18 protein-coding genes are annotated in these 19504 nt (G+C 71.5%); 10 read left to right on the plus strand and 8 right to left on the minus strand.

Annotated elements, in window-relative coordinates; all coding sequences use genetic code 11:
* Positions 1–202 precede the first annotated feature (202 nt).
* Complete coding sequence (locus E0F75_RS31635) at positions 203–1036, plus strand: hypothetical protein (RefSeq protein ID WP_229314390.1); 834 nt, start codon at positions 203–205, stop codon at positions 1034–1036.
* Positions 1037–1140: 104 nt separating this feature from the next.
* Positions 1141–1890, plus strand: a complete 750-nt coding sequence (locus tag E0F75_RS31640; RefSeq protein WP_229314391.1) for a hypothetical protein — start codon at positions 1141–1143, stop codon at positions 1888–1890.
* A gap of 68 nt (positions 1891–1958) precedes the next feature.
* Here the strand turns inward: E0F75_RS31640 and E0F75_RS31645 are convergent, their stop codons facing one another.
* Positions 1959–2396: an SRPBCC family protein gene (locus E0F75_RS31645; protein ID WP_229314392.1), complete on the minus strand. Its 438-nt coding sequence runs from the start codon at positions 2394–2396 to the stop codon at positions 1959–1961.
* A 99-nt stretch (positions 2397–2495) separates the two neighbouring features.
* Positions 2496–3512, minus strand: coding sequence for an aldo/keto reductase (locus E0F75_RS31650; protein WP_229314393.1), 1017 nt, complete (start codon positions 3510–3512; stop codon positions 2496–2498).
* 138 nt (positions 3513–3650) lie between these two features.
* On the opposite strand from E0F75_RS31650, the gene E0F75_RS31655 reads away from it, so the two are divergent.
* The 3 genes from E0F75_RS31655 to E0F75_RS31665 all read left to right on the plus strand — a co-directional run bounded on the left by E0F75_RS31655 (position 3651) and on the right by E0F75_RS31665 (position 6625).
* Entirely contained in the window at positions 3651–4553 is a 903-nt protein-coding gene (locus tag E0F75_RS31655; RefSeq protein WP_229314394.1) for a LysR substrate-binding domain-containing protein, read from the plus strand.
* A gap of 168 nt (positions 4554–4721) precedes the next feature.
* Positions 4722–5951 carry a PP2C family protein-serine/threonine phosphatase gene (locus E0F75_RS31660; protein ID WP_229314395.1) on the plus strand — a complete coding sequence of 410 codons (1230 nt, stop codon included), beginning with the start codon at positions 4722–4724 and terminating at the stop codon, positions 5949–5951.
* A gap of 86 nt (positions 5952–6037) precedes the next feature.
* Positions 6038–6625, plus strand: coding sequence for a histidine phosphatase family protein (locus tag E0F75_RS31665; protein ID WP_229314396.1), 588 nt, complete (start codon positions 6038–6040; stop codon positions 6623–6625).
* 115 nt (positions 6626–6740) lie between these two features.
* Here E0F75_RS31665 and E0F75_RS31670 read toward each other — a convergent pair whose 3' ends face one another.
* From E0F75_RS31670 to E0F75_RS31690, 5 genes are all read right to left on the minus strand, one after another.
* Positions 6741–7793: a polyprenyl synthetase family protein gene (locus E0F75_RS31670; RefSeq protein ID WP_374115469.1), complete on the minus strand. Its 1053-nt coding sequence runs from the start codon at positions 7791–7793 to the stop codon at positions 6741–6743.
* A gap of 71 nt (positions 7794–7864) precedes the next feature.
* Positions 7865–9013 (minus strand): tetratricopeptide repeat protein, encoded by a 1149-nt coding sequence (locus E0F75_RS31675; RefSeq protein ID WP_229314397.1) that lies wholly within the window; start codon positions 9011–9013, stop codon positions 7865–7867.
* Between the two features lie 279 nt (positions 9014–9292).
* A complete protein-coding gene (locus E0F75_RS31680; RefSeq protein ID WP_229314398.1) occupies positions 9293–9943 on the minus strand; it encodes a DUF4360 domain-containing protein in 651 nt (216 codons plus the stop codon).
* A 439-nt stretch (positions 9944–10382) separates the two neighbouring features.
* Positions 10383–11141 (minus strand): carbonic anhydrase, encoded by a 759-nt coding sequence (locus E0F75_RS31685; protein WP_374115460.1) that lies wholly within the window; start codon positions 11139–11141, stop codon positions 10383–10385.
* 124 nt (positions 11142–11265) lie between these two features.
* Positions 11266–12603 (minus strand): ROK family transcriptional regulator, encoded by a 1338-nt coding sequence (locus E0F75_RS31690; protein WP_229314399.1) that lies wholly within the window; start codon positions 12601–12603, stop codon positions 11266–11268.
* A gap of 170 nt (positions 12604–12773) precedes the next feature.
* Here E0F75_RS31690 and E0F75_RS31695 point away from each other — a divergent pair, with 170 nt between their 5' ends.
* From E0F75_RS31695 to E0F75_RS31715, 5 genes are all read left to right on the plus strand, one after another.
* Complete coding sequence (locus E0F75_RS31695) at positions 12774–14078, plus strand: extracellular solute-binding protein (protein ID WP_229314400.1); 1305 nt, start codon at positions 12774–12776, stop codon at positions 14076–14078.
* Positions 14079–14089: 11 nt separating this feature from the next.
* Positions 14090–15082 carry a carbohydrate ABC transporter permease gene (locus tag E0F75_RS31700; protein WP_229314401.1) on the plus strand — a complete coding sequence of 331 codons (993 nt, stop codon included), beginning with the start codon at positions 14090–14092 and terminating at the stop codon, positions 15080–15082.
* A 34-nt stretch (positions 15083–15116) separates the two neighbouring features.
* The gene (locus E0F75_RS31705) at positions 15117–15956 is read left to right on the plus strand and encodes a carbohydrate ABC transporter permease (RefSeq protein ID WP_229314498.1); all 840 of its coding nucleotides are present in this window, start codon (positions 15117–15119) and stop codon (positions 15954–15956) included.
* Positions 15957–16018: 62 nt separating this feature from the next.
* The gene (locus tag E0F75_RS31710) at positions 16019–17410 is read left to right on the plus strand and encodes a GH1 family beta-glucosidase (protein ID WP_229314402.1); all 1392 of its coding nucleotides are present in this window, start codon (positions 16019–16021) and stop codon (positions 17408–17410) included.
* Between the two features lie 186 nt (positions 17411–17596).
* Entirely contained in the window at positions 17597–18628 is a 1032-nt protein-coding gene (locus tag E0F75_RS31715) for a phosphotransferase family protein (protein ID WP_229314403.1), read from the plus strand.
* 92 nt (positions 18629–18720) lie between these two features.
* Here E0F75_RS31715 and E0F75_RS31720 read toward each other — a convergent pair.
* The coding region (locus tag E0F75_RS31720) for a LacI family DNA-binding transcriptional regulator (RefSeq protein ID WP_229314404.1) at positions 18721–19504 on the minus strand (784 nt) is incomplete at its 5' end.

Consider the following 19504-nt stretch of genomic DNA (forward strand, 5'->3'; position numbering starts at 1 on the left):
CGGCACCCGGCACCCGGCCGCCGAGCTCGGAGGCACGCGCCGCGGCCGGCGGCCGTGTGGTCCCCCGAGCGGCCATGGCGGGCGTCCGCCCCCGCGACAGGGCCGGTGAACTCTGTATATACGCTGGTCAGTGCAGTAGGCGTGTCACATGACCAGGGGGCACTGCCGTACCTCACCTCATGTGACCAGGAGTTCCACCGCCATGCGCCGTGCCCTTTCGTCGACCGTCGTCGTCTGCAGTGTGCTCCTGACCGCCGGATGCGGGGCCGCGGGGTCCGGCGGCGATGCCGCCGAGGTGACGCCCTCGCGCGCGGCCCGCGCCACGCCCACGGCGACTCCCACGGTCGCGGCCACCGTCGCCTCCACCCGGACTGTACGAGCGGCCATCGATGCCACAGGCCGCACCACGGCCCGCACGGCGGTCAAGACGGAGCTCGGCGAGGGCGCGGTCCCGGCGTACGTCATCTCGGGCCAGGGCGCGCACGACTTCGCCAAGGACCGTGGCACCGTCAGCATCGGGATGGCGACGGCAGCCCGGTTCGAGGAGGTCTTCGCGGACGGACGCGTCTACATACGCGGCAGCGCCGGCGACGAGACCATGTCGTGGTCCTACGTCGACCGCGACGAGGTCGAGGCCCGCCACATCCTGAGGGCACCCGCCAACGACCCCGGGTACACGCTGCGGCAGGCCGCCATGGGCGAGATGTTCCAGCAGGTCGGCGAGGAGAAGCTGAACGGCTCCGCCGTGACGCGGCACCGAGGTCTCCTCACCCACGAGGCGCTCACCCTGCAGATGGGCAAGGAGGTGCGGGCGAAGACGGACCGGCTCCGCGACCTCATGGGCGGCCGGATTCCCGTGATCGTCGACGTGTGGATCGACGACCGGAAGCGGGCCGTGCAGGTACGCCTGTCCATGACGATCGAAGGCGCCGCCTCCTCCGTCAACACGCTGACGCTCACCGAGCTCGGCAAGCCGGTGAAGGTCACGGTGCCTGCCGCCGAGGCGGCCGAGTCGGACGCTTCGATCCTCGGCTGACCGCACCGCCGAGGACGCCGACCCGTCGGCCGGCCGCCCAGCGGGCGGCGGGCGCTCGCTCCGGAGTGCTCAGAGAGGGAACGAACGCGGTGGAGGACAGGGTCATGACGAGCAGGCAGGAGACGCCCGGGGCGGACTTCGGCTCGCCGGCACTGCCCACGCGTGCCCTCGCGCGTGAGGCCGGGCGAGCGGGCCGGCTCCTGGCCGCCGGGGAGTGGCGCCCGGCGGCGCCGGACTGCGATGCGGCAGGGGCGGTGCTGAAGCGCCTCGCGGCTCCGCTCCCGTCGCGGCATGCGGCGTCCGCACGGACAACGCACACGGATCGGGACCGGCGGCTCCAGCGCATCCTGCGCACTTCCCTTCACCATCTCGACGCGGGCGTGGTCAGCCCTCGTGCGGCGGCCCTCCTGGCCTCCGTCGCCCGCGCGTTCCTGCCGTGGCACGGCACGCCGGACCCACCGCGTGCGGCGGCGGCCCCCAGGTACGGAGCCTCGATCGGGGCGGCGGACGGCCCGTCCGTGCCTCCGACGGACGCCGGCGAGGCTCTACTCCCCGGTCTGGTCGAGCTGTTCACCCTGCTGGCCTCCGGGAGCCGGCCCGGCACGGTCCCGGTCACTCCCCCGGTCGCCCCCTGGCAGGTCCGGTACGCGGGGCGCTTCCGTCACCACGGCAGGCCCGCTGCCGACGTGTGGACGGCCGAGACCTTCGGGTGCCCTGCGTGCGGGGGTGTGACCGGCCCGTGGACGGTGACCTGTGGTGAGGGCCGGATGTCGTTGGGCTGCCCGTGCGGGGTGGTGACCCACGACCACGGCCTCGCCTTCTCCGAGGTCTGGCTGGTCCTCCCGGACAGCTGACCGGGTGGGCAGTCCGTCCTGGGCCGTCGGCCGTCGGTCCTTGTCCGTCGGTCCTGGGCCGTGGGCCGTCACGAGGTCCGCTGGGAGTGGCGTGAGGTGACCGTCCCGTGCAGCGCGGCCAGGCCGTCCCGGTAGATGCCGTGGAAGAGCGCGATGGCCTCGTCGTCGCCTACGCCGTCCGGCGTGAAGGTGCCGGTCCACTCCACACGGGCCGTGGCCGGGTCCGGTCCCGCGTGGACGCTGAGCGTGGAGAGGTAGCCGGTGACGGGGAACGGGGCCTGGAGGATGGAGTAGCTGTAGCTGCGGGCCTTGTCGTCGAAGGTCTCGAGGCGTTCGACGATCACGCCCCCGTCCACGTTGGTGAGGGAGCGGACGCGGCCTCCCTCCCCCAGGCGGCTGGTGGGGATGTAGGGCAGCCATTCCGGGAGCGAGTCGAAGCCGCCCATGAGCTGCCAGACGCTGTCCGGGGACGCGGGGATGTCGATGGTCGCGGTCGTGGTGGCCACGGGTTCTCCTTGGGTGCTGTGGGGGGGAGAGATCAGGGGATGTCAGAGAGAGGTCTGTCGGGCGACGGGGGGTGCAGGTCGGGCGTGGGGAAATGAAGGTCAGGCGGTGGGTACAGGCGCGGGGGCGTCCTCCGCGATGAGCCCTTCGGCGCGGAGCTCGTTCCAGAACGCGGAGGGGATCGTCTCCTCCAGCGCGGCGACGTCCTCCGCGATCCGGCTGGGCTTCGTGGCGCCCGGGATCGCGGCGGCGGTGGCCGGGTGGGCGAGGGAGAACTGCAGGGCGGCCGCCTTGATGCCGACGCCGTGGCGACCGGCGACGGCCTTGATGCGCTCGACCTTGTCGATGATGGCCGCCGGTGCCTTCTGGTACTCGAAGTGGGTGCCCCCGGCGAGGATCCCCGAGCTGTAGGGGCCGCCGACGACGATGTCGACTCCCTGTTCCGCGGCGGCGGGGAGCAGGCGCTGCAGGGCGCGGTCGTGGTCGAGCAGCGTGTAGCGGCCGGCGAGGAGGAACGCGTCGGGCTTCGGCTCGTCAAGGTCGAGGGTGAGCTCCAGGGGTTCGACGCGGTTGACGCCCAGGCCCCAGGCCTTGATGACGCCCTCGTCGCGGAGCCGCTGGAGGACGCGGAAGGCGCCGGTGCGGGCGGTCTCGTAGGCGGCCAGCCACTCGTCCCCGTAGAAGTCCTGCGCGACGTCGTGCACCCACACGATGTCGAGGCGGTCGGTCCTGAGTCGCTTCAGGCTGTCCTCGATGGAACGCAGCGTGGCTTCGGCGCTGTAGTCGTTGACCATCGTGTTGGGGCGTCCGTGCTCGAAGAGGCCGCCCTTCTCGCCCAGGTCGCGGGCGGCCGGGTCCTCGATCTCGTCGAGGACGAGACGGCCCACCTTCGTGCTGAGGACGAACTCGTCACGGGGGTGCTCGGCGAGGACGTCGCCCAGGCGGATCTCGGAGAGGCCCGCGCCGTAGAAGGGGGCGGTGTCGAAGTAGCGGATGCCCTGGGTCCAGGCGGCTTCGACGGTGGCCGCGGCCTCGTCGTCGGGGATGGCGCGGAACATGTTGCCGAGGGGAGCGGTGCCGAAGCCGAGGGCGTCGGGGAGGAGGGACGAGAGGGTCATGAAAGATCCTTTTGCCTTGTCATGCGACGAATCATTGATGAATGGCCGATCCGTCGGCCTTGTGCTTCCGAGGTTAGGATCCCCACATGAGACTGTCCAAGACTCACTCGGGCTCACTTCAGTCCTTTGAGGTCCCACATGCTTGACCTGCGACAACTCCGCTATTTCGTGACCGTCGCCGAGACGGAACACGTCGGGCGGGCCGCCGAACGGCTCCACATCTCCCAGTCGCCTCTCAGCCGGCAGATCGCCCAGCTTGAGAAGAACCTGGGCCTCACCCTCTTCGAGCGCAGCCAGCAACGCATCCGGCTCACCTCGGACGGCCACGTCTTCCTGACCGAGGCCCGCGCCCTGCTGCGGCACGCGGACCGGCTGGAGAACCTCGGCCGACGACTCGGCCGGGGCGAGGAGGGCGGGCTGTGCATCGGGTACGTCGCCGACGCCATGCACACGGGCGTCCTGCCCACGGCCCTGCGAACGCTCCGTGAGGAGCGCCCGGGCATCCACGTGGCGTTGTACGACCAGGAGTCGGCCGACCAGTTCGAGGGGCTGCGCCAGCGGAGCCTCGACATCGCACTCGTACGCACGCCTCCTCCGGAGGACGATCCGGACCTGGACGCCGCGCCCCTGCTGCGGGACCCGCTGTTGCTCACGCTGCCCGCGGACCATCCCCTAGCGGGTCGGGAGGAGGTGACGCCCGACGACCTGGACGGTCAGCCGTGGATCGCGGTGGGCGACTCCCACGCCCCCGGATGGCGGGACGCGTTCGTCGCCTCGTGCACGGCGTCAGGCTTCACTCCGGACATCCGCCTCGACGCCGCCGATGCCCTCACCGCACTGGGCCTGGTCGCCTCCGGCCTCGGCCTCGCGCTCGTCCAGCGGAGCATGGTGCGCGGCTCGACCGAGGGCGTCGTCGTACGGGAACTCCCCTGGTACGACGGATCCGTCCAGCTGTGGGCGGCCTGGCACCGGGTCGATCTCCGGCCGGTGGTGGCGTCCTTCCGCGCAACGGTCCTGACGGGAAGGCCGCGACCCGAGTGACGCACGGTCCGCCGACGGCTCCCGGCGACCCCCTTGCCGTACGGACCCCCATGGGGCTGACCGGGTGACAGTCCGCTGCTGCGAAGCACAGTGCTTCGGCCGCCGCGACGCGCTCCCTCCTATCGTGGAAGAGCACACGATGGCGGTCGGCGGCGGAACGGGCAGGGAATGAACCAACAGCAGGTCGACTACGCAGCCGTGTTCCAGGCCCTGCCCGGCATGGTCGCGCTGCTCACGCCCGACCTGGTGTACGTCGACGTCAACGAGGACTTCGCACGTCTCGCCGGGCGTTCCCGCGAAGAGCTGGTCGGCCGCTACATCTTCGACGCGTTTCCCGAGAACCCCGGCGACCCGGCCGCCGCCGGCATGCGGGAGACCGAGGCGTCGATGCTGCGCGTGGTCGCCACCGGCGAGCGCGACACCATGGCGCTGCTCCGCTACGACATCGAGGATTCCCAGCGGCCCGGCCACTGGCAGGAACATTTCTGGAGCCCGGTCAACGCGCCCGTGCTGGGCGCCGACGATCAGGTGGTGCTGATCGTGCACCGGGTGGAGGAGGTCACTCCGCTCATCCGTGCCCGTGGCGGTCTGGCAGGTACCACCCAGGCAGCCAGACTGGAGGCCGAGCTCTACACACGCTCCCGGGAACTGCAGGAGGTCAATGAGCGCCTTCGCAAGGCGCACGCCCGGGAGCGCAAGGTGGCACTGGCCCTCCAAGCGGCGATGCTCCCCTCCCCCGGCCCCGTCGGACATCATCGGGCGGCCGTGCGCTATCGCCCCGCGGTCGGCGGCCTCAACGTGTGCGGGGACTGGTACGACCTGGTCGGCCTCCCCGGGGACCGGATGGCGGTGGCCGTGGGAGACGTGGTGGGCCACGGCCTCACCGCCGCCGGCGTCATGGGACAACTGCGCAGCGCCCTGAGCGCGGCAACGCTCGTCGCCGACGGCCCGGCCCAAGCTCTCGAAGTCCTCGGGCTCTACGCCCGCTCCGTCGAGGGCGCCGAGTCGTCCACCGTGGCCACGACCTTCATCGACTGGAGCACGCACACCCTCACGTACAGCAGCGCCGGCCATCCTCCGCCCGCACTGCTCACCCCCGGCGGCGACGTGACCTTCCTCGACCAGGCGACCGACCCTCCGCTCGGCGCCCGCCCGGAACACGTCTCCCGCCCCCAGGCGACCGCCGCCTTCAGTGAAGGCGCGACGCTGGTGATGTACACCGACGGCCTGATCGAGCGGCGCACGGAGGACATCGACGTCGGCCTCGCACGCCTCGCCGCATCCCTGCGGCGGCGTGGGCGAGCCAAACCCGAGGTCCTGGCCGACGCCCTCCTCGCGGACCTCCTGGACACCAACGGCAATACCGATGACACGGCGCTCGTCGTCATCCGCCTGTGAACCGGGACGGCGCCCACAACGACCACGTGCGGGCCCACCCGTAGCGTCCATGGCCGTGGGACGACCCACCCCGTAGGCTCAAGGACGTGCAGCCCTCGACCGAGCCCCCTGAGCACGTCCGCTCCGCCAATGGCCGGCCTCGCCGACTGCTGGTCCTGCGACACGCCAAGAGCGCCTGGCCGAAGGGAGTCGCCGACCAGGACCGCCCCCTCGGCCCGCGCGGGCTGCGTGACGCCCCGGCCGTCGGGCGTTTCCTGGCCGAGGCCGGTGGGCTGCCCGACCTGGTCCTGTGCTCCCCGGCCCGGCGCGCCCGCCACACCTGGGAACTGGCAGCCGCGGAGCTGGACAGCGCCGTGCCGACCCGCCACGACCCGCGGCTGTACGGCGCGGACGGCCCGGAACTGCTCGATGTTCTCCACAGCGTGTCCGACGAGGTCGGGACGTTGCTCCTGGTCGGGCACAATCCTGGCCTCGAGGACCTGATCCTGCTGCTCGCGGACGGGGCGGACGGGGCAGTGGGGACGGACGAGGACATCCTGGAGCGTGTTCGGACCAAGTTCCCGACGTCCGCGATCGCCGTCCTGACCTGGTACGGCACGTGGACCGGCCTGCGCCCGGGTGAGGCGCTCCTGACGGATCTGGCGATTCCTCGCGGGGTCCGCGGCTCCTCCTGAGCGGGGCCGCGCGCCCACGCGCCGCCGACTGCGGCGCGCGTGCCCCCGCCTGCGGCGCACGTCCCCCGCAGGCGCGTCGGCGACCGTCAGTCACGCCCGTGTTCCCACCGTCACGTCACCAGGTGCGGTCGAGCAAGTGGGTGAACAGCACGTCCAGTTCCTGTGCTGCGGAGTGCTTCAGCGGCGCCTCCCGCAGTGCGTGGCGGGCGGCGTCGAGGTGCCGGCGTGCTTCCTCTCGGGTCTCGGTCCGCCCGCCGGCCTGCTCCACGAGCGCCGCGACGTGTTCGGCGGTCTCTCCGTCGATCCGCCGGCCGGACGCCAGCAGCGCCTCGAGTTCGTGTGCGGCCTTGCCTCCACCGGCCAGCGCGATGAGGACCGGGTAGGTCTTCTTGCCCTGCCGGAGGTCGGCGTGGACGGGTTTCCCGGTCACTCTCGGGTCGCCCCAGATGCCGAGGACGTCGTCCACCGCCTGGAACGCCAGGCCGAGATGGCGTCCGGCGCGGTCGAGCGCGGTCACGGTCCTGTCGGCGGCGCCGCCGAGGATGGCGCCGAGCGCGAGCGCGCAGCCCAGCAGGGCGCCTGTCTTGTCCTCGGCCATGGACCGGTACTGTGCCGGCTCGACCGCGCCGGGTCCGGACCAAGGACGGTCCTCGAAGCGCAGGTCCTCCGCCTGGCCGGACACCAGCGTGGTCAGCGTCCCGCAGAGGTGCCGGACCGCGGCAGCCGTGCAGGGGCCCGGGGCCTCCGCCAGGCTCGTCACGGCCTGGGCGAGGAGCGCGTCGCCGGCCAGGACGGCCGGGCCGGTCCCGTAGGACTTCCACACCGCCGGGCGCTGCCGGCGCAGCGCGTCTGCGTCCATGATGTCGTCGTGGAGCAGGGAGAAGGTGTGCACGAGTTCGACGGCGACGGCGCCCGGTACGGCGTCGGCGCCGTCCGCGCCGACCGCCTCGGCCCCGAGCAGGGCGAGCGCCTGCCGCACCCCCTTGCCCTCGGATCCGCCGGGGTCCGGGGTTCCGGCCGTATCGGCCCAGCCCAGGGCGTACGCCGCCATCTCGCCGGTCCAGGGGTGCAGTCGGCCCACCGCCTCCACCAGCGCGGGCCGGACCCGGTCACGGCACCGGTCCAGGAGGGCGGTCGCCGAGGGCTCGTGAACACGAGAGGCACTCACCACGGTCACGGCCGTGGCGGCCGGCGCATCGGTCCGCGTGCAGACGGCTCGGGCGGATGTCGGGAGGGCGCTCACCGCAGCCCCTCCACGTCGACCTTCTGCAGGGCTTCCACCCCGACTGCCGGCAGTACCGGGCCTGCTTCCCCTGGTCCGTCTCCGTTGTGGTCGGGCAGCGGGCCGACACCCAGTTCGGCCGCGGCCTTGTCCACCATGTCCCGGGCGTGCCGCAGCCCGATGCGGTCCAGCGTCGTGCGGAGTCCGGTCAGTTCCGCGGCGGTGTGCGCGGCGTCGCGGCCCAGGCGGGCGTCGGCCTTGACGAACCCCAGCCTCGACAGTGCCGTCCCCCGCGGCTCCTCCATCTCGCGGAACTCCTCCAGAGCCTGCTCGTACAGCTCACGGGCCTGCTCGTAGCGGCCCGCCCGGTACAGCACGTTGCCACGCATCTTGTGGTTGTAGGCGAGCGCGCTGGCCAGACGCATCTCCCGGCATGCCTCCTCCGCCTGCGACAGCAGGGACAGGGCGCGTTCCACGTCCCCGTCCCGTACGGACACCACGTCTGCGATGCCCCGCAGGGCCCATGCCCACCCGCGTCGGTCCTCGGCGCGCGACGCCGTCTCGGCCGCCTCCTCGAAGAGTGCCAGGGCCTTGTCGTAGGAACCGGTGTTGCGGTGCATCTGCGCTATGCCCTCCAGGGCCCAGACCGTGTGGCGGGCCTCGCCGCGACGGCGGGCCTCGGCCAGCAGTTGTTCGTGCAGCCGCCCCACCGCCTCGTAGTCGCCCTGGATGCGCCCGGTCTCTGCGAGCCCCGCCAGCGAGTAACCCCGCACGACGACGTCCCCGCCCCGCTCGCCGGTCTCGGCCGCGAGCCCCAGCAGCCGGTACGCCAGCCTGAGCGCACCGCGCTGGCGGGCCAGTGTGCCGCCGCTCCACAGCGCCCACGCCATGGCCCCCTCGTGACCGGCCGAACGCGCCGCCCGGTAGCTCGCCTTCCACGCCCGGTCGGCCTCCTCGATCCGCCCGAGCCTGCGGCATGCCTCGGCCACGGCGAGACCGCAGCGCGCCGCCTCCCGCCGGTCTCCTGCCTCCTCGGCCGCGCGGAGTTCCCGGACGCCCCGGGCGAGTACCTCGGGCAGGGAGGCGTTCACCGACAGCGACCCCAGCGCCCCTTGGTACTCCGGCGCCGACGCCATCGCGGGCCTCTCCGTCACCTGACCTGCCATCAGAACCTCCTCGGGTCGACTCGACGATCAAGCCGACGCGAGGATCAAGACGTCTGTCTCGGGCCCAGGTTCCCCATCGGTCGCAATGTCCGTCTCCGTATGGGCACCGGATCATCCTCAAGTACTACGCGGTGGGTGGAGATCCTCAACGAGACGGACGTCGGAGCGGGTTGCCGCATGTGAGGGCCTCGTTGCGGCGGCCGAAGCCGCCGGAGCCGGTCGGCGGGCCGGAGCCGGTCGGCGGCCGGGCGCGTCGGGGCGCCGCGGCCGCCGCGCGCGTCAGCCGGCCGGGCACTCCTTCCACGCCAGGTGGTAGACGGTGCTGATGTCACCGTCCGTGGAGTCCATGGTCATGTAGCTGGTGGCGCCCGGGCTCGACGTGCCGGCGTTCACCCGGAGTTCGGTGTTGATGTTGAAGTTGCGCTGTACGCCGCAGGGTGCCCACACCAGTTGTGCCCAGTCGGTGTCGTCGGTCGCCTGCCAGTTGTCCTCGTACGGGCCCCGGAAGGTGTGCGTACGGGAGGCCGTGGTCGGCGAGCCCTGGAAGTAGTACGAGGCCTTCTCCGTGCTGGTCGCACCGCGTTGGAGCGAGGCGTAGCCCCGGTAGTCGGCACTGGCGATGGCGTACGTGAAGCCCTGCGGGACGTGCACCAGAAGGTTCAGCTGACAGTTCCTGCGGGCCGCCGTGGGGGACGAACCGCCGCCCACCTGCGCCAGGTACTCGCTGTAGGTGACGGTGAAGGCGGTGTTGTCCTCGGACACGGCGATGGCGGCGGTGCCCAGGGGGCAGCCGGATCCGTTCACCGTGGCGATGTCGATGACGATCCTGTCCGGCGGCGGGTCGACGATCGACCCCGGGCCGGCCTTGGCGGGCAGGGCCGAGGCGAACAGGGCGGCGACCGCCCCGGTCACGAGCAGGGGAACTCTCATGTTTCTCCCATCCGGTGCTTCGGTTCCCGAGGGGTGCGGACGCACGGGTGCGTCCGCGCCACGGGCTGGGGGTGCGGCGCGCCACGCTCAAGGGCGGCGGCCGTCACGGACCTACTGCGGTGGAGACCTGGTGCGAGGAATCGAGAAGGCCGGAAGTACGCAGCGGGGTAGTCCAACCGGCAATGGTTGAACTATCATGCGTATGAACTCTGTCCGACCACCCCGCCGTTGTGAGCGGGGATGGTCGAATGCTAGGTGCCCGCGCACGTCGAGACAGGGTGACGCCCAGCCATTAACCGCATCGCGGACCCCCCTCTTTTTGGCGTGGAAGCGCGCACGGCGCCTCTTGACCCCCATGAGGCAGGGCTACAGCCCCGAGCCGGCCTGCGCACCCGCCGCCCGGTACGTGCACCGGCCGGCGGGTGGGCAGGGGGAGCAATCAGTCGACCGGGCGGACCAGTTGGCTGGTCAGTTCGTATCGCGCGCCGACGATCGCCAGCCGTCCGGCCCTGATCCTCGAAGCGAGGTCGGGCTCTGCGGCGAGCTGCGACCGCACACGCCGCACCTGCGCCGAGACGGTCGCGTCGATGCGGGCGGCGCCCTCCTGCGAGTGGTCGATCGCGGGTTTGATCTGGTCGGCGATGTACTGGATGTGGGCGGGAAGCCGCTCACCGGTCTGCTCCGCGTGGACGGCTGCGGACACGGCGCCGCACGACTGGTGTCCGAGCACCACGACGAGCGGGATGTCCAGCTCCAGCACCCCGTACGCCACGCTGCCGAGCACCGCCTCGTCCAGGACCTCTCCCGCGGAACGCACGGTGAGCAGATCGCCCAGACCTTGGTCGAAGACGAGCTCGGGCGCGACGCGGGAGTCGATGCAACCGAGTACGACGGCGAACGGATGCTGTCCGGAGACCATTTCCCTCCGGACGGCGAGCGACTCGTGAGGGTGTCGCTCGTGGTGGGTGCGCCAGCGCCGGTTGCCCGCGTTCAGTTCGCGTAACGCCGCCGCGGGTGTCGTGGGCCGCGGCTTCTCGTTCGCCCGAGGCGTCGCCGACGCCGCCGGAAGGTCCGATGCCCAGGACCCTGCGGTCAGCGCCGCCCCGGTGAGGGCGGTGCGCAGCAGCGTGCGGCGCGAGGAGGAAGTGGCCCCGGAAGGGCCCTGGGATATGTGAGGTTCAGAGGAAGAAGGAGTCACACGAGGAACGTACGACCCCGTGAGGCCGCCCGGTCTTCCATTGCTCAACGCTCAGAACGTCTTTGACCACTCTTGAAGCCACACCGCCGGAGGCCCCTGGGTCCCTGGCCGGGAACCAGGCACCTCAGGGAGAGACGCGGTCCTGGAGGGCCGACTGCCAGGCGGGAGCGGGGGTGGTGGGCTTGCTCTCGGGGCGTCTGCCTCCCTGGGCGAAGAAGTCGACCAGTGGCAGCAGGGCCGCGCCGACGGTGACCGCCTCCGGGCCGAGGGTGCCGAGACCGATGCGGGTACGGCTGGCCGGGTAGGTGAGCGCGTACTCCCGCGCGTAGCCGGACACGGTCTCCAGGAAGCGGGTGCCGAGCTGGAGGCCGGCCCAGCCGCCGACCAGGATGCGCTCGGGCTGGAAGAGGTTGATGAGGTCGGCGAATCCGGCGCCCAGGTACTCGGCCGTCTCCGCCAGGACGGCGAGCGCCGTGGCATCGGGCTCCGTGGCGTCGGGCTCCGGGGCATCGGGATCCGTCCCCGGTTCCGCCGGATACGCCGCCGCCAGCATCGCCGTCAGCGCCGTCTCCTCGTCCGCGCCCGCCGGCGGCACCCCACCGGCCTCCCGCCACCGCTCCAGGAGGGCTTCGGCCCCGGCGTACGCCTCCAGGCAGCCCTGGGCTCCGCAGCGGCAGCGGCGCCCCCGCACCCGTACCGTCAGATGACCCCACTCGATCGCCCGGCCCGGCCCCATCGGGTCCGTGACCACACACGCGCCGACGCCCGAGCCGAAGAGGACGACCACCGCGCTGCGCGCCCCCCGGCCGGCACCGAACCACATCTCGGCCTGGCCCAGGGTCTTGGCGCCGTTGTCGATCCAGTACGGGACGGACTCGGGCAGGTCGACGGCGGCGCGGAGGAGGCGTTCGAAGGGTACGGCGTCCCAGCCGACGGTCTGGCCGTGCACGACGGCACCGTCCTCGGTGGTACGGGCGACGATGCCGGGGACGCCGACGCCGACACCGATGAGACGGTCGGCGGGTACGTCCGCGATGCGCAGCACCTCGGCGATGCCCTCGCGGAGACGGTCGACGACGAGATCGACGTCGTAGCGGGCCGTGCGGGGCCCGGAGCAGGCCAACGGGCGTTCAGTGCGGGCGAGTTCGGTGAGAGTGAGATCGAACAGCTCGATCCTGACCCGGGTTTCGCCGATGTCGACGCCGATCATGAAGCCGCTGGTGGGAGTGATCCTGACGAGGGTACGGGGGCGCCCGCCGGCGGAGTCGACGCTGCCGGCCTCCTCGACGAGGCCGTCGGCGACGAGTTCGGCGACCACGTTGCTGACGGAGCCCGAGCTGAGACCGGTCGCCGGGCCGAGCATGAGGCGGCTCATCGGGCCGTCGAAGTACAGCCTGCGCAGAACGGCGGTGCGGTTCTCGCGCCGCAGGTCACGCACCGTGCGGCCAGTTCTCGCGTGCACTTTGGTCCCCGTCTCTGAAGTCGTTCGTTGCAACATACCCGCAGTACAAGCCTTGACGCGACCTTCTCATGGGGTTTAACTCACATCCTAAATTAAGCCGATGTCACGGCGAGGCCTCCAGCCGCCCGCCACATCGGCGATCCCCTCGTCCCCGAAAGGGCCCAGGAGCCATGCGCAGAGTCAGAGCCGCTGTCACCGGTGTCGTCACCCTCTCCCTCGCCTTCACCGCCACCGCCTGCGGCGGGGGTGAGGGGAGCGAGTCGTCGCCGAAGACCCTCACCTACTGGGCCTCCAACCAGGGCGCCAGCCTGGAGGTCGACAAGAAGGTCCTGCAGCCCGAGCTCGACCAGTTCGAGAAGGAGACCGGGATCAAGGTCAAGCTGGAGGTGATCCCGTGGTCCGACCTCCTCAACCGGATCCTCACCGCGACCACCTCCGGCCAGGGCCCCGACATCCTCAACATCGGCAACACCTGGAGCGCCTCGCTCCAGTCCACCGGCGCCCTCCTGCCGTGGGACGCGAAGAACCTGGAGGCCATCGGCGGCAAGGACCGCTTCGTCGACTCCGCGCTCGGCTCCACCGGCGTCCCCGGCAAGGAGCCGGCCGCCGTCCCGCTCTACTCCATGGCCTACGCGCTCTACTACAACAAGCAGATGTTCAAGGACGCGGGCATAGCCAAGCCGCCGGCCACCTGGGACGAGGTGATCGCGGCCGGCAAGAAGCTCAGCAAGGACGGCAAGGCGGGCATCGGCGTCGAGGGCTCCAACCTCTCCAACAACATCCACCAGGTCTTCGTCCTCGGCAAGCAGCACGGCGCCGACTTCTTCACCGCCGACGGCAAGCCCGACTTCACCTCCGCCGGGGCCGTCGCCGCCGTCAAGCAGTACGTCGACCTGATGGCCGTGCAGAAGATCGTCGCCCCCGGCAACGCCGAGTACGCCCAGAACCAGTCCCTCAGCGACTTCGCCAAGAACAAGACCGGCATGGTCCTGTGGCAGACCCCGTCCCAGACCTTCTCCTCGCAGGGCATGGGCCCGGAGGAGTGGGGCGTGGCCCCCGCCCCGGTCCCGTCGGGCAAGCCCGGTCAGGGCGCCCAGACCAACTCGATGGTCGCCGGCATCAACCTGGCCGTCTTCAAGAACACCAAGAACCTCGACGGCGCGCTGAAGTTCGTGAAGTACATGACGAGCGACGAGGAGCAGATCGTCCTCAACAAGGCGTACGGCTCCGTCCCGCCGGTCAAGAGCGCCCAGAAGGACCCCGCCTTCGCCGACCCGTCGCTCACCGTCATCCGTGACACCCTCGCCACCAGCGCCGCGGCCCTGCCGCAGGTGCCCGAGGAGTCCCAGTTCGAGACGGTCGTGGGCACCGCGGTCAAGGAGCTGTTCGCCGACGCCGCCGCCGGCCGCCCGGTCACCACGGAGTCCGTGAAGGCCAAGCTCGAAAAGGCCCAGCAGCAGATGCCCAAGAAGTAGGCCGCCCCACCATGACCGAAACCGCCGTCGCTCACCCGACCGAGCCGGCGGTGCGCAAGGCCACACCCGGAGAGGCACGCGCACCACGCCGCTCCGGGCGTCGCCGCATCGCACTGCCCTACCTGCTGCTCCTGCCCGCCCTGCTCCTCGAACTCCTCGTCCACCTCGTGCCGATGCTCATGGGCATCACCATGAGCTTCAAGGAGCTGACCCAGTTCTACATCCGGAACTGGGGCGAGGCTCCCTGGTCGGGTCTGGACAACTACACCGTCGCGATCGACTTCGACGCCCCCGTCGGGCAGGCGCTCCTGAAGTCCTTCCTGACGACGTGTCTGTTCACCGTCCTCTCCGTGGGGCTGTGCTGGCTCCTCGGAACGGCCGCCGCGATCTTCCTCCAGGAGAACTTCCGGGGCCGCGGTTTCCTGCGGACCCTGTTCCTCGTCCCGTACGCCCTGCCCGTGTACGCCGCCGTCATCACCTGGGCGTTCATGTTCCAGCGGGACAACGGCCTCATCAACCACGTCCTCCACGACCAGCTCGGCATCGGCGACAGCCCCGCCTTCTGGCTCATCGGCGACAACGCCTTCTACACGCTGCTCGTCGTCTCGGTGTGGAAGGGCTGGCCCTTCGCCTTCCTCACCGTCATGGCCGGACTGCAGAACATCCCCCGGGACATGTACGAAGCGGCGGCGCTCGACGGCGCCGGCGTCTGGAAGCAGATCCGGCACATCACCCTGCCGTCGCTGCGCTCCGTCAACCAGGTCCTCGTGCTCGTCCTGTTCCTCTGGACGTTCAACGACTTCAACACACCGTTCGTGCTCTTCGGCAAGGCGGCGCCCGAATCCGCCGACCTGATCTCGCTCCACATCTACCAGTCGTCCTTCCAGACCTGGAACTTCGGCACCGGCTCGGCCATGTCCGTGCTCCTGCTGCTCTTCCTCCTCGTCGTCACGGGCGTCTACCTCCTGCTCACCAGCCGCGGAAGGAAGACCTCAGATGTCTGAGCACGCATCCCGGCGCGCTGCTCCGCGCTCCCCCATGGCGGCGCCCCGCTCGTTCCTGTGGACGCGGCGGATCTTCCTCACCCTGCTCACCGCCTTCGTGGTGCTGCCGGTGTACGTCATGGTCTCCAGCTCCCTGAAACCGCTGGAGGACGTCTCGGGGAAGTTCGAGTGGATCCCCTCCGGGCTCACGCTCCGCCCGTACTTCGACATCTGGGAGACCGTCCCGCTCGCCGACTACTTCATGAACTCGATCGTCGTCGCGGGGGCGGCCACGGTGTTCTCCGTGATGGTCGCGATCTTCGCCGCGTACGCCGTCAGCCGCTACACCTTCCGCGGCAAGCGGGTCTTCACGGTCACGGTGCTGTCCACGCAGATGTTCCCCGGCATCCTCTTCCTGCTGCCGCTCTTCCTCATCTACGTCAACATCGGCAACGCCACCGGCATCGCCCTCTTCGGCTCCCGGGAAGGCCTGATCCTCACCTATCTGACCTTCTCGCTGCCGTTCTCCATCTGGATGCTGACCGGCTACTTCGACTCGATCCCGCGCGAGCTCGACGAGGCCGCCAAGGTCGACGGCTGCGGACCGATCAGCGCGCTGTTCCGCGTCATCGTCCCGGCCGCGTCCCCCGGCATCATCGCCGTCGCCGTCTACGCCTTCATGACCGCCTGGGGCGAGGTCCTCTTCGCGTCCGTCATGACCAACGACACCACCCGTACCCTCGCCGTCGGTCTCCAGGGGTACGCCACGCAGAACGACGTCTACTGGAACCAGGTGATGGCCGCCTCCCTGGTGGTCAGCGTCCCCGTCGTCGTCGGCTTCCTGCTCCTCCAGCGCTATCTCGTCGCCGGCCTCACCGCAGGAGCGGTCAAGTGACGTCCCTCTCCGCACCCATCACAGCGACGTCCCTCTCCACACCCATCACGAAGAGGTTCCCCGTGTCCGAATCCACCGACTCCCGCACCACGCTCGACCTGGAGGCCTTCCCGCCGGACTTCGCCTGGGGCACCGCGACCTCCGCCTACCAGATCGAGGGCGCCGTCGCCGAGGACGGCAGGGGTCCGTCCATCTGGGACACCTTCTCCCGCGTACCCGGCGCGATCGACAACGGGGACCACGGCGACACCGCCTGCGACCACTACCACCGCTGGCCCGAGGACATCGCCCTGATGAAGGGCCTCGGCACCGACGCCTACCGGCTCTCCGTGGCCTGGCCACGTGTCCTCCCGGACGGCGACGGGCCCGTCAACGCGCCCGGACTCGACTTCTACGACCGGCTCGTCGACGGACTCCTCGATGCCGGCATCACCCCCTCCGTCACCCTCTACCACTGGGACCTGCCGCAGGCCCTCCAGGACCGGGTGGCCGACAGCCGCGGGGGCTGGACCGAGCGGGCCACGGCCGAACACCTCGCCGCCTACGCCTCCGTCGTCGCCGAACGACTCGGCGACCGGGTCACCCAGTGGGCCACCCTCAACGAACCGCTCTGCTCCGGCTGGATCGGCCACCTGGAGGGGCGGATGGCCCCGGGCCTCACCGACCTCACCTCCGCCGTCCGCGCCTCGTACCACCTCCTCCTCGCCCACGGCCTCGCCACCCAGGCCATCCGCGCCGCCGCACCCGGCGCCCAGGTCGGCCTGGTCACCAACCACTCCACCGTCGCGCCCGCCTCCACCCGGCCCGAGGACATCGCCGCCGCCGCCCGCGCGGACGGCCACACCAACCGCTGGTGGCTCGACCCGGTGTACGGCCGCGGCTTCCCCGCCGACATGCGCGAGCTGTACGGGGTCGAACTGCCCGAGAAGCCCGGGGACCTGGAGACCATCGCCGCCCCGCTCGACTGGCACGGCCTCAACTACTACTTCCCGGTCACCGTCGCCGACGACCCGACGGGAGCCGCCCCGTACGCCCGCGAGGTGCGCCTCCCCGACGTGCCGCGCACCGGCATGGACTGGCAGATCGACGCCGGCGGCCTGGAGGCCTTCCTGCTGCGGCTCACCGAGGACTACGGCGTACGGAAGCTGTACGTCACCGAGAACGGCTCGGCCTTCCCCGACACCGTCGGCCCCGACGGAGAGGTCCACGACCCCGAGCGCACCCGCTACCTGGAGCAGCACCTCGCGGCCTGCGCGAGCGCCCTGCGCAAGGGCGCCCCGCTCGTCGGGTACTACGCCTGGTCGCTCCTGGACAACTTCGAGTGGGCCTACGGCTACGACAAGCGCTTCGGCCTCGTCCACGTCGACTACGCCACCCAGCGCAGGACCGTGAAGACGAGCGGACGCCGCTACGCGGACATCGTCCGCGCCCACCGCGAGGCGAACGCGGGCTGACCGACGGCCCCGTCGCGATCCTCCGGAAGGCCGCCCCGGCACCACCGGGGCGGCCTTCCGGAGTCCCGGCGGGCACCGCACCGCCGTCCTTCCCGGAGAAGGGACCGGCGCCGCGCCGCCGTCCCCCTCCCCTTCCGTCTCCGCCTGTCCCCCTCCCCTTCGCCGGCTTCTCCTGAAGGAGTGCCCATGGCCGCCAGCGCCCTGCCGTCCCCTCCGCCGGGGTCCGACAACGCCGACGAGTCCGCCGCCGAATTGCTCCGTCACCTCCTCGGTCCGGCGACGGTCGTCCGGGGCACCGCCCTCAGCGGTGGTCTCTACAACTCCGCCCGGCTCCTCGAACTCTCCGACGGGCGGCACCTGGTGCTCAAGACCGCGCCTCCGGCGAGCGCCCCCGCCCTCACCCACGAGCGGGGTCTCCTCGGCACCGAGGCGCTCTTCCACCGTCTCGCCGCCAGGACGGGCGCCCGGGTTCCCACCGTCCTGCACCATGAGCCCGCCGGTCCCGGCACTCCCGCCGAGTGGCTGCTCCTCTCCTACGTCGACGGCACCACCTGGGACGCCGCGGGCGACCGGCTCACCCCGGCCGATCGCGCGGCGCTGCGCCGTCGGCTGGGAGAGAGCCTGGCCCGGATCGCCACCGTCACCGGTCCGGCGTACGGATATCCGCAGCCCGCCGCGGGGCTCTCGGCCCCCGACTGGCCGGCCGCGTTCACCGCGATGCTGCACGCCGTCCTCGCCGACGCGAGCCGGTTCGACGTCGCCCTGCCCGCCCCCACCGGGCTCCTCGCAGGGCTGCCCGTACGGTTCGGCCACCGGCTCGCCGAGGTCCGCCGGCCCGCTCTCGTCCACTTCGACGCCTGGGAGGGCAACGTCGTCGTCGCCCGGACCGGGAAGGGCCCGTGGCACCTGAGCGGGCTGATCGAAGGCGAACGCGCCTTCTTCGGCGATCCGTTGGCCGAACTCGTCGGACTCGACCCGCTCGGCGCGGCCGAGGACGATGCCGACCTCCTGGCCGGCTACCGCTCCGTGGCCCCCGCCCTGACCCTCGACACCGGCGCCCGCGTCCGCCTCGCGCTCTACCGGGTGTATCTCACCCTCGTCATGCGCGTGGAATCCGTTCCCCGCGCCTACGGCGGAGATTTCGCGGCCTGGCTCGACACCTGGTCCGCCGACCGTGTCATGGAGCAGCTCTCCGTACTCGACGCCCTGGAGGCGTGACGTGCCGCGGCCGATCGGCGGGGACGGTCTCCGTGCTCAGCGCGAGCCCCACCGTCACCGCCGTCACCGCCATCACCGCCGTCACCGGGACGTCAGGTGGACTCGCGTACGACCAGCACCGGTTCGAACACCTTCGCGACCGTCTCGGACCGGGCGTCGTCGAGCTGCTCGACAAGCAGTGTGGCCATCGCGGCCGCCATGCGCTCCACCGGCTGACGCACGGTGGTCAGCTGAGGCCGTGCCGCCCGCGCTGCCACCGAGTCGTCGAAGCCCACCACGGCCACCGCGCCGGGGACGGAGACCCCCTGCTCACGCAGGTACTGGCAGGCGCCCTGGGCCATCAGGTCGTTGGCGGCGAACACGGCGTCGATCTCCGGGTGGTCCTTCAGGAGCCTGGCCATGGCGCGCCTGCCGCTGTCCACCGTGAACCGGCCCCGTACGACGGGCACCGACGTCACCCCGTGCGCCGCGAGCGCCTCCCGGAAGCCGTCGAGGCGTTCGTCCGCCGTGGGGGCGGAGACCGGGGCGGCGATGGTGGCCGGGCGCCGCCGGCCGGTGGCCCAGAGGTGCTCGGCCGCCAGTCGCGCTCCGGCGGTGTTGTCGAGGTCGACGTAGCCGCACCGCTCCCCGTCGCGGGGGCGGCCGAACAGCACCGTGGGAAGGCCCGCCGCCACCAGCATCGACGGGAGCGGGTCGTTCTCGTCCAGCGGCACGACCAGGGCTCCGTCCGCGCCGCCCTGCCGCAGGTACTCGACGAGTTGGGTCCTGGCCTGCTCGGACTCGGCGACGAGCAGCACGGGCTGGATCGCGCGGCGGCGCAGGACCGGCAGGACCCCGTCCACCACGCGCCCGAAGAACGGGTCGGAGAACACCCGG

Origin of the sequence: Streptomyces sp. CB02980, from assembly GCF_014451325.2 — a bacterium.
GTDB lineage: Bacteria > Actinomycetota > Actinomycetes > Streptomycetales > Streptomycetaceae > Streptomyces.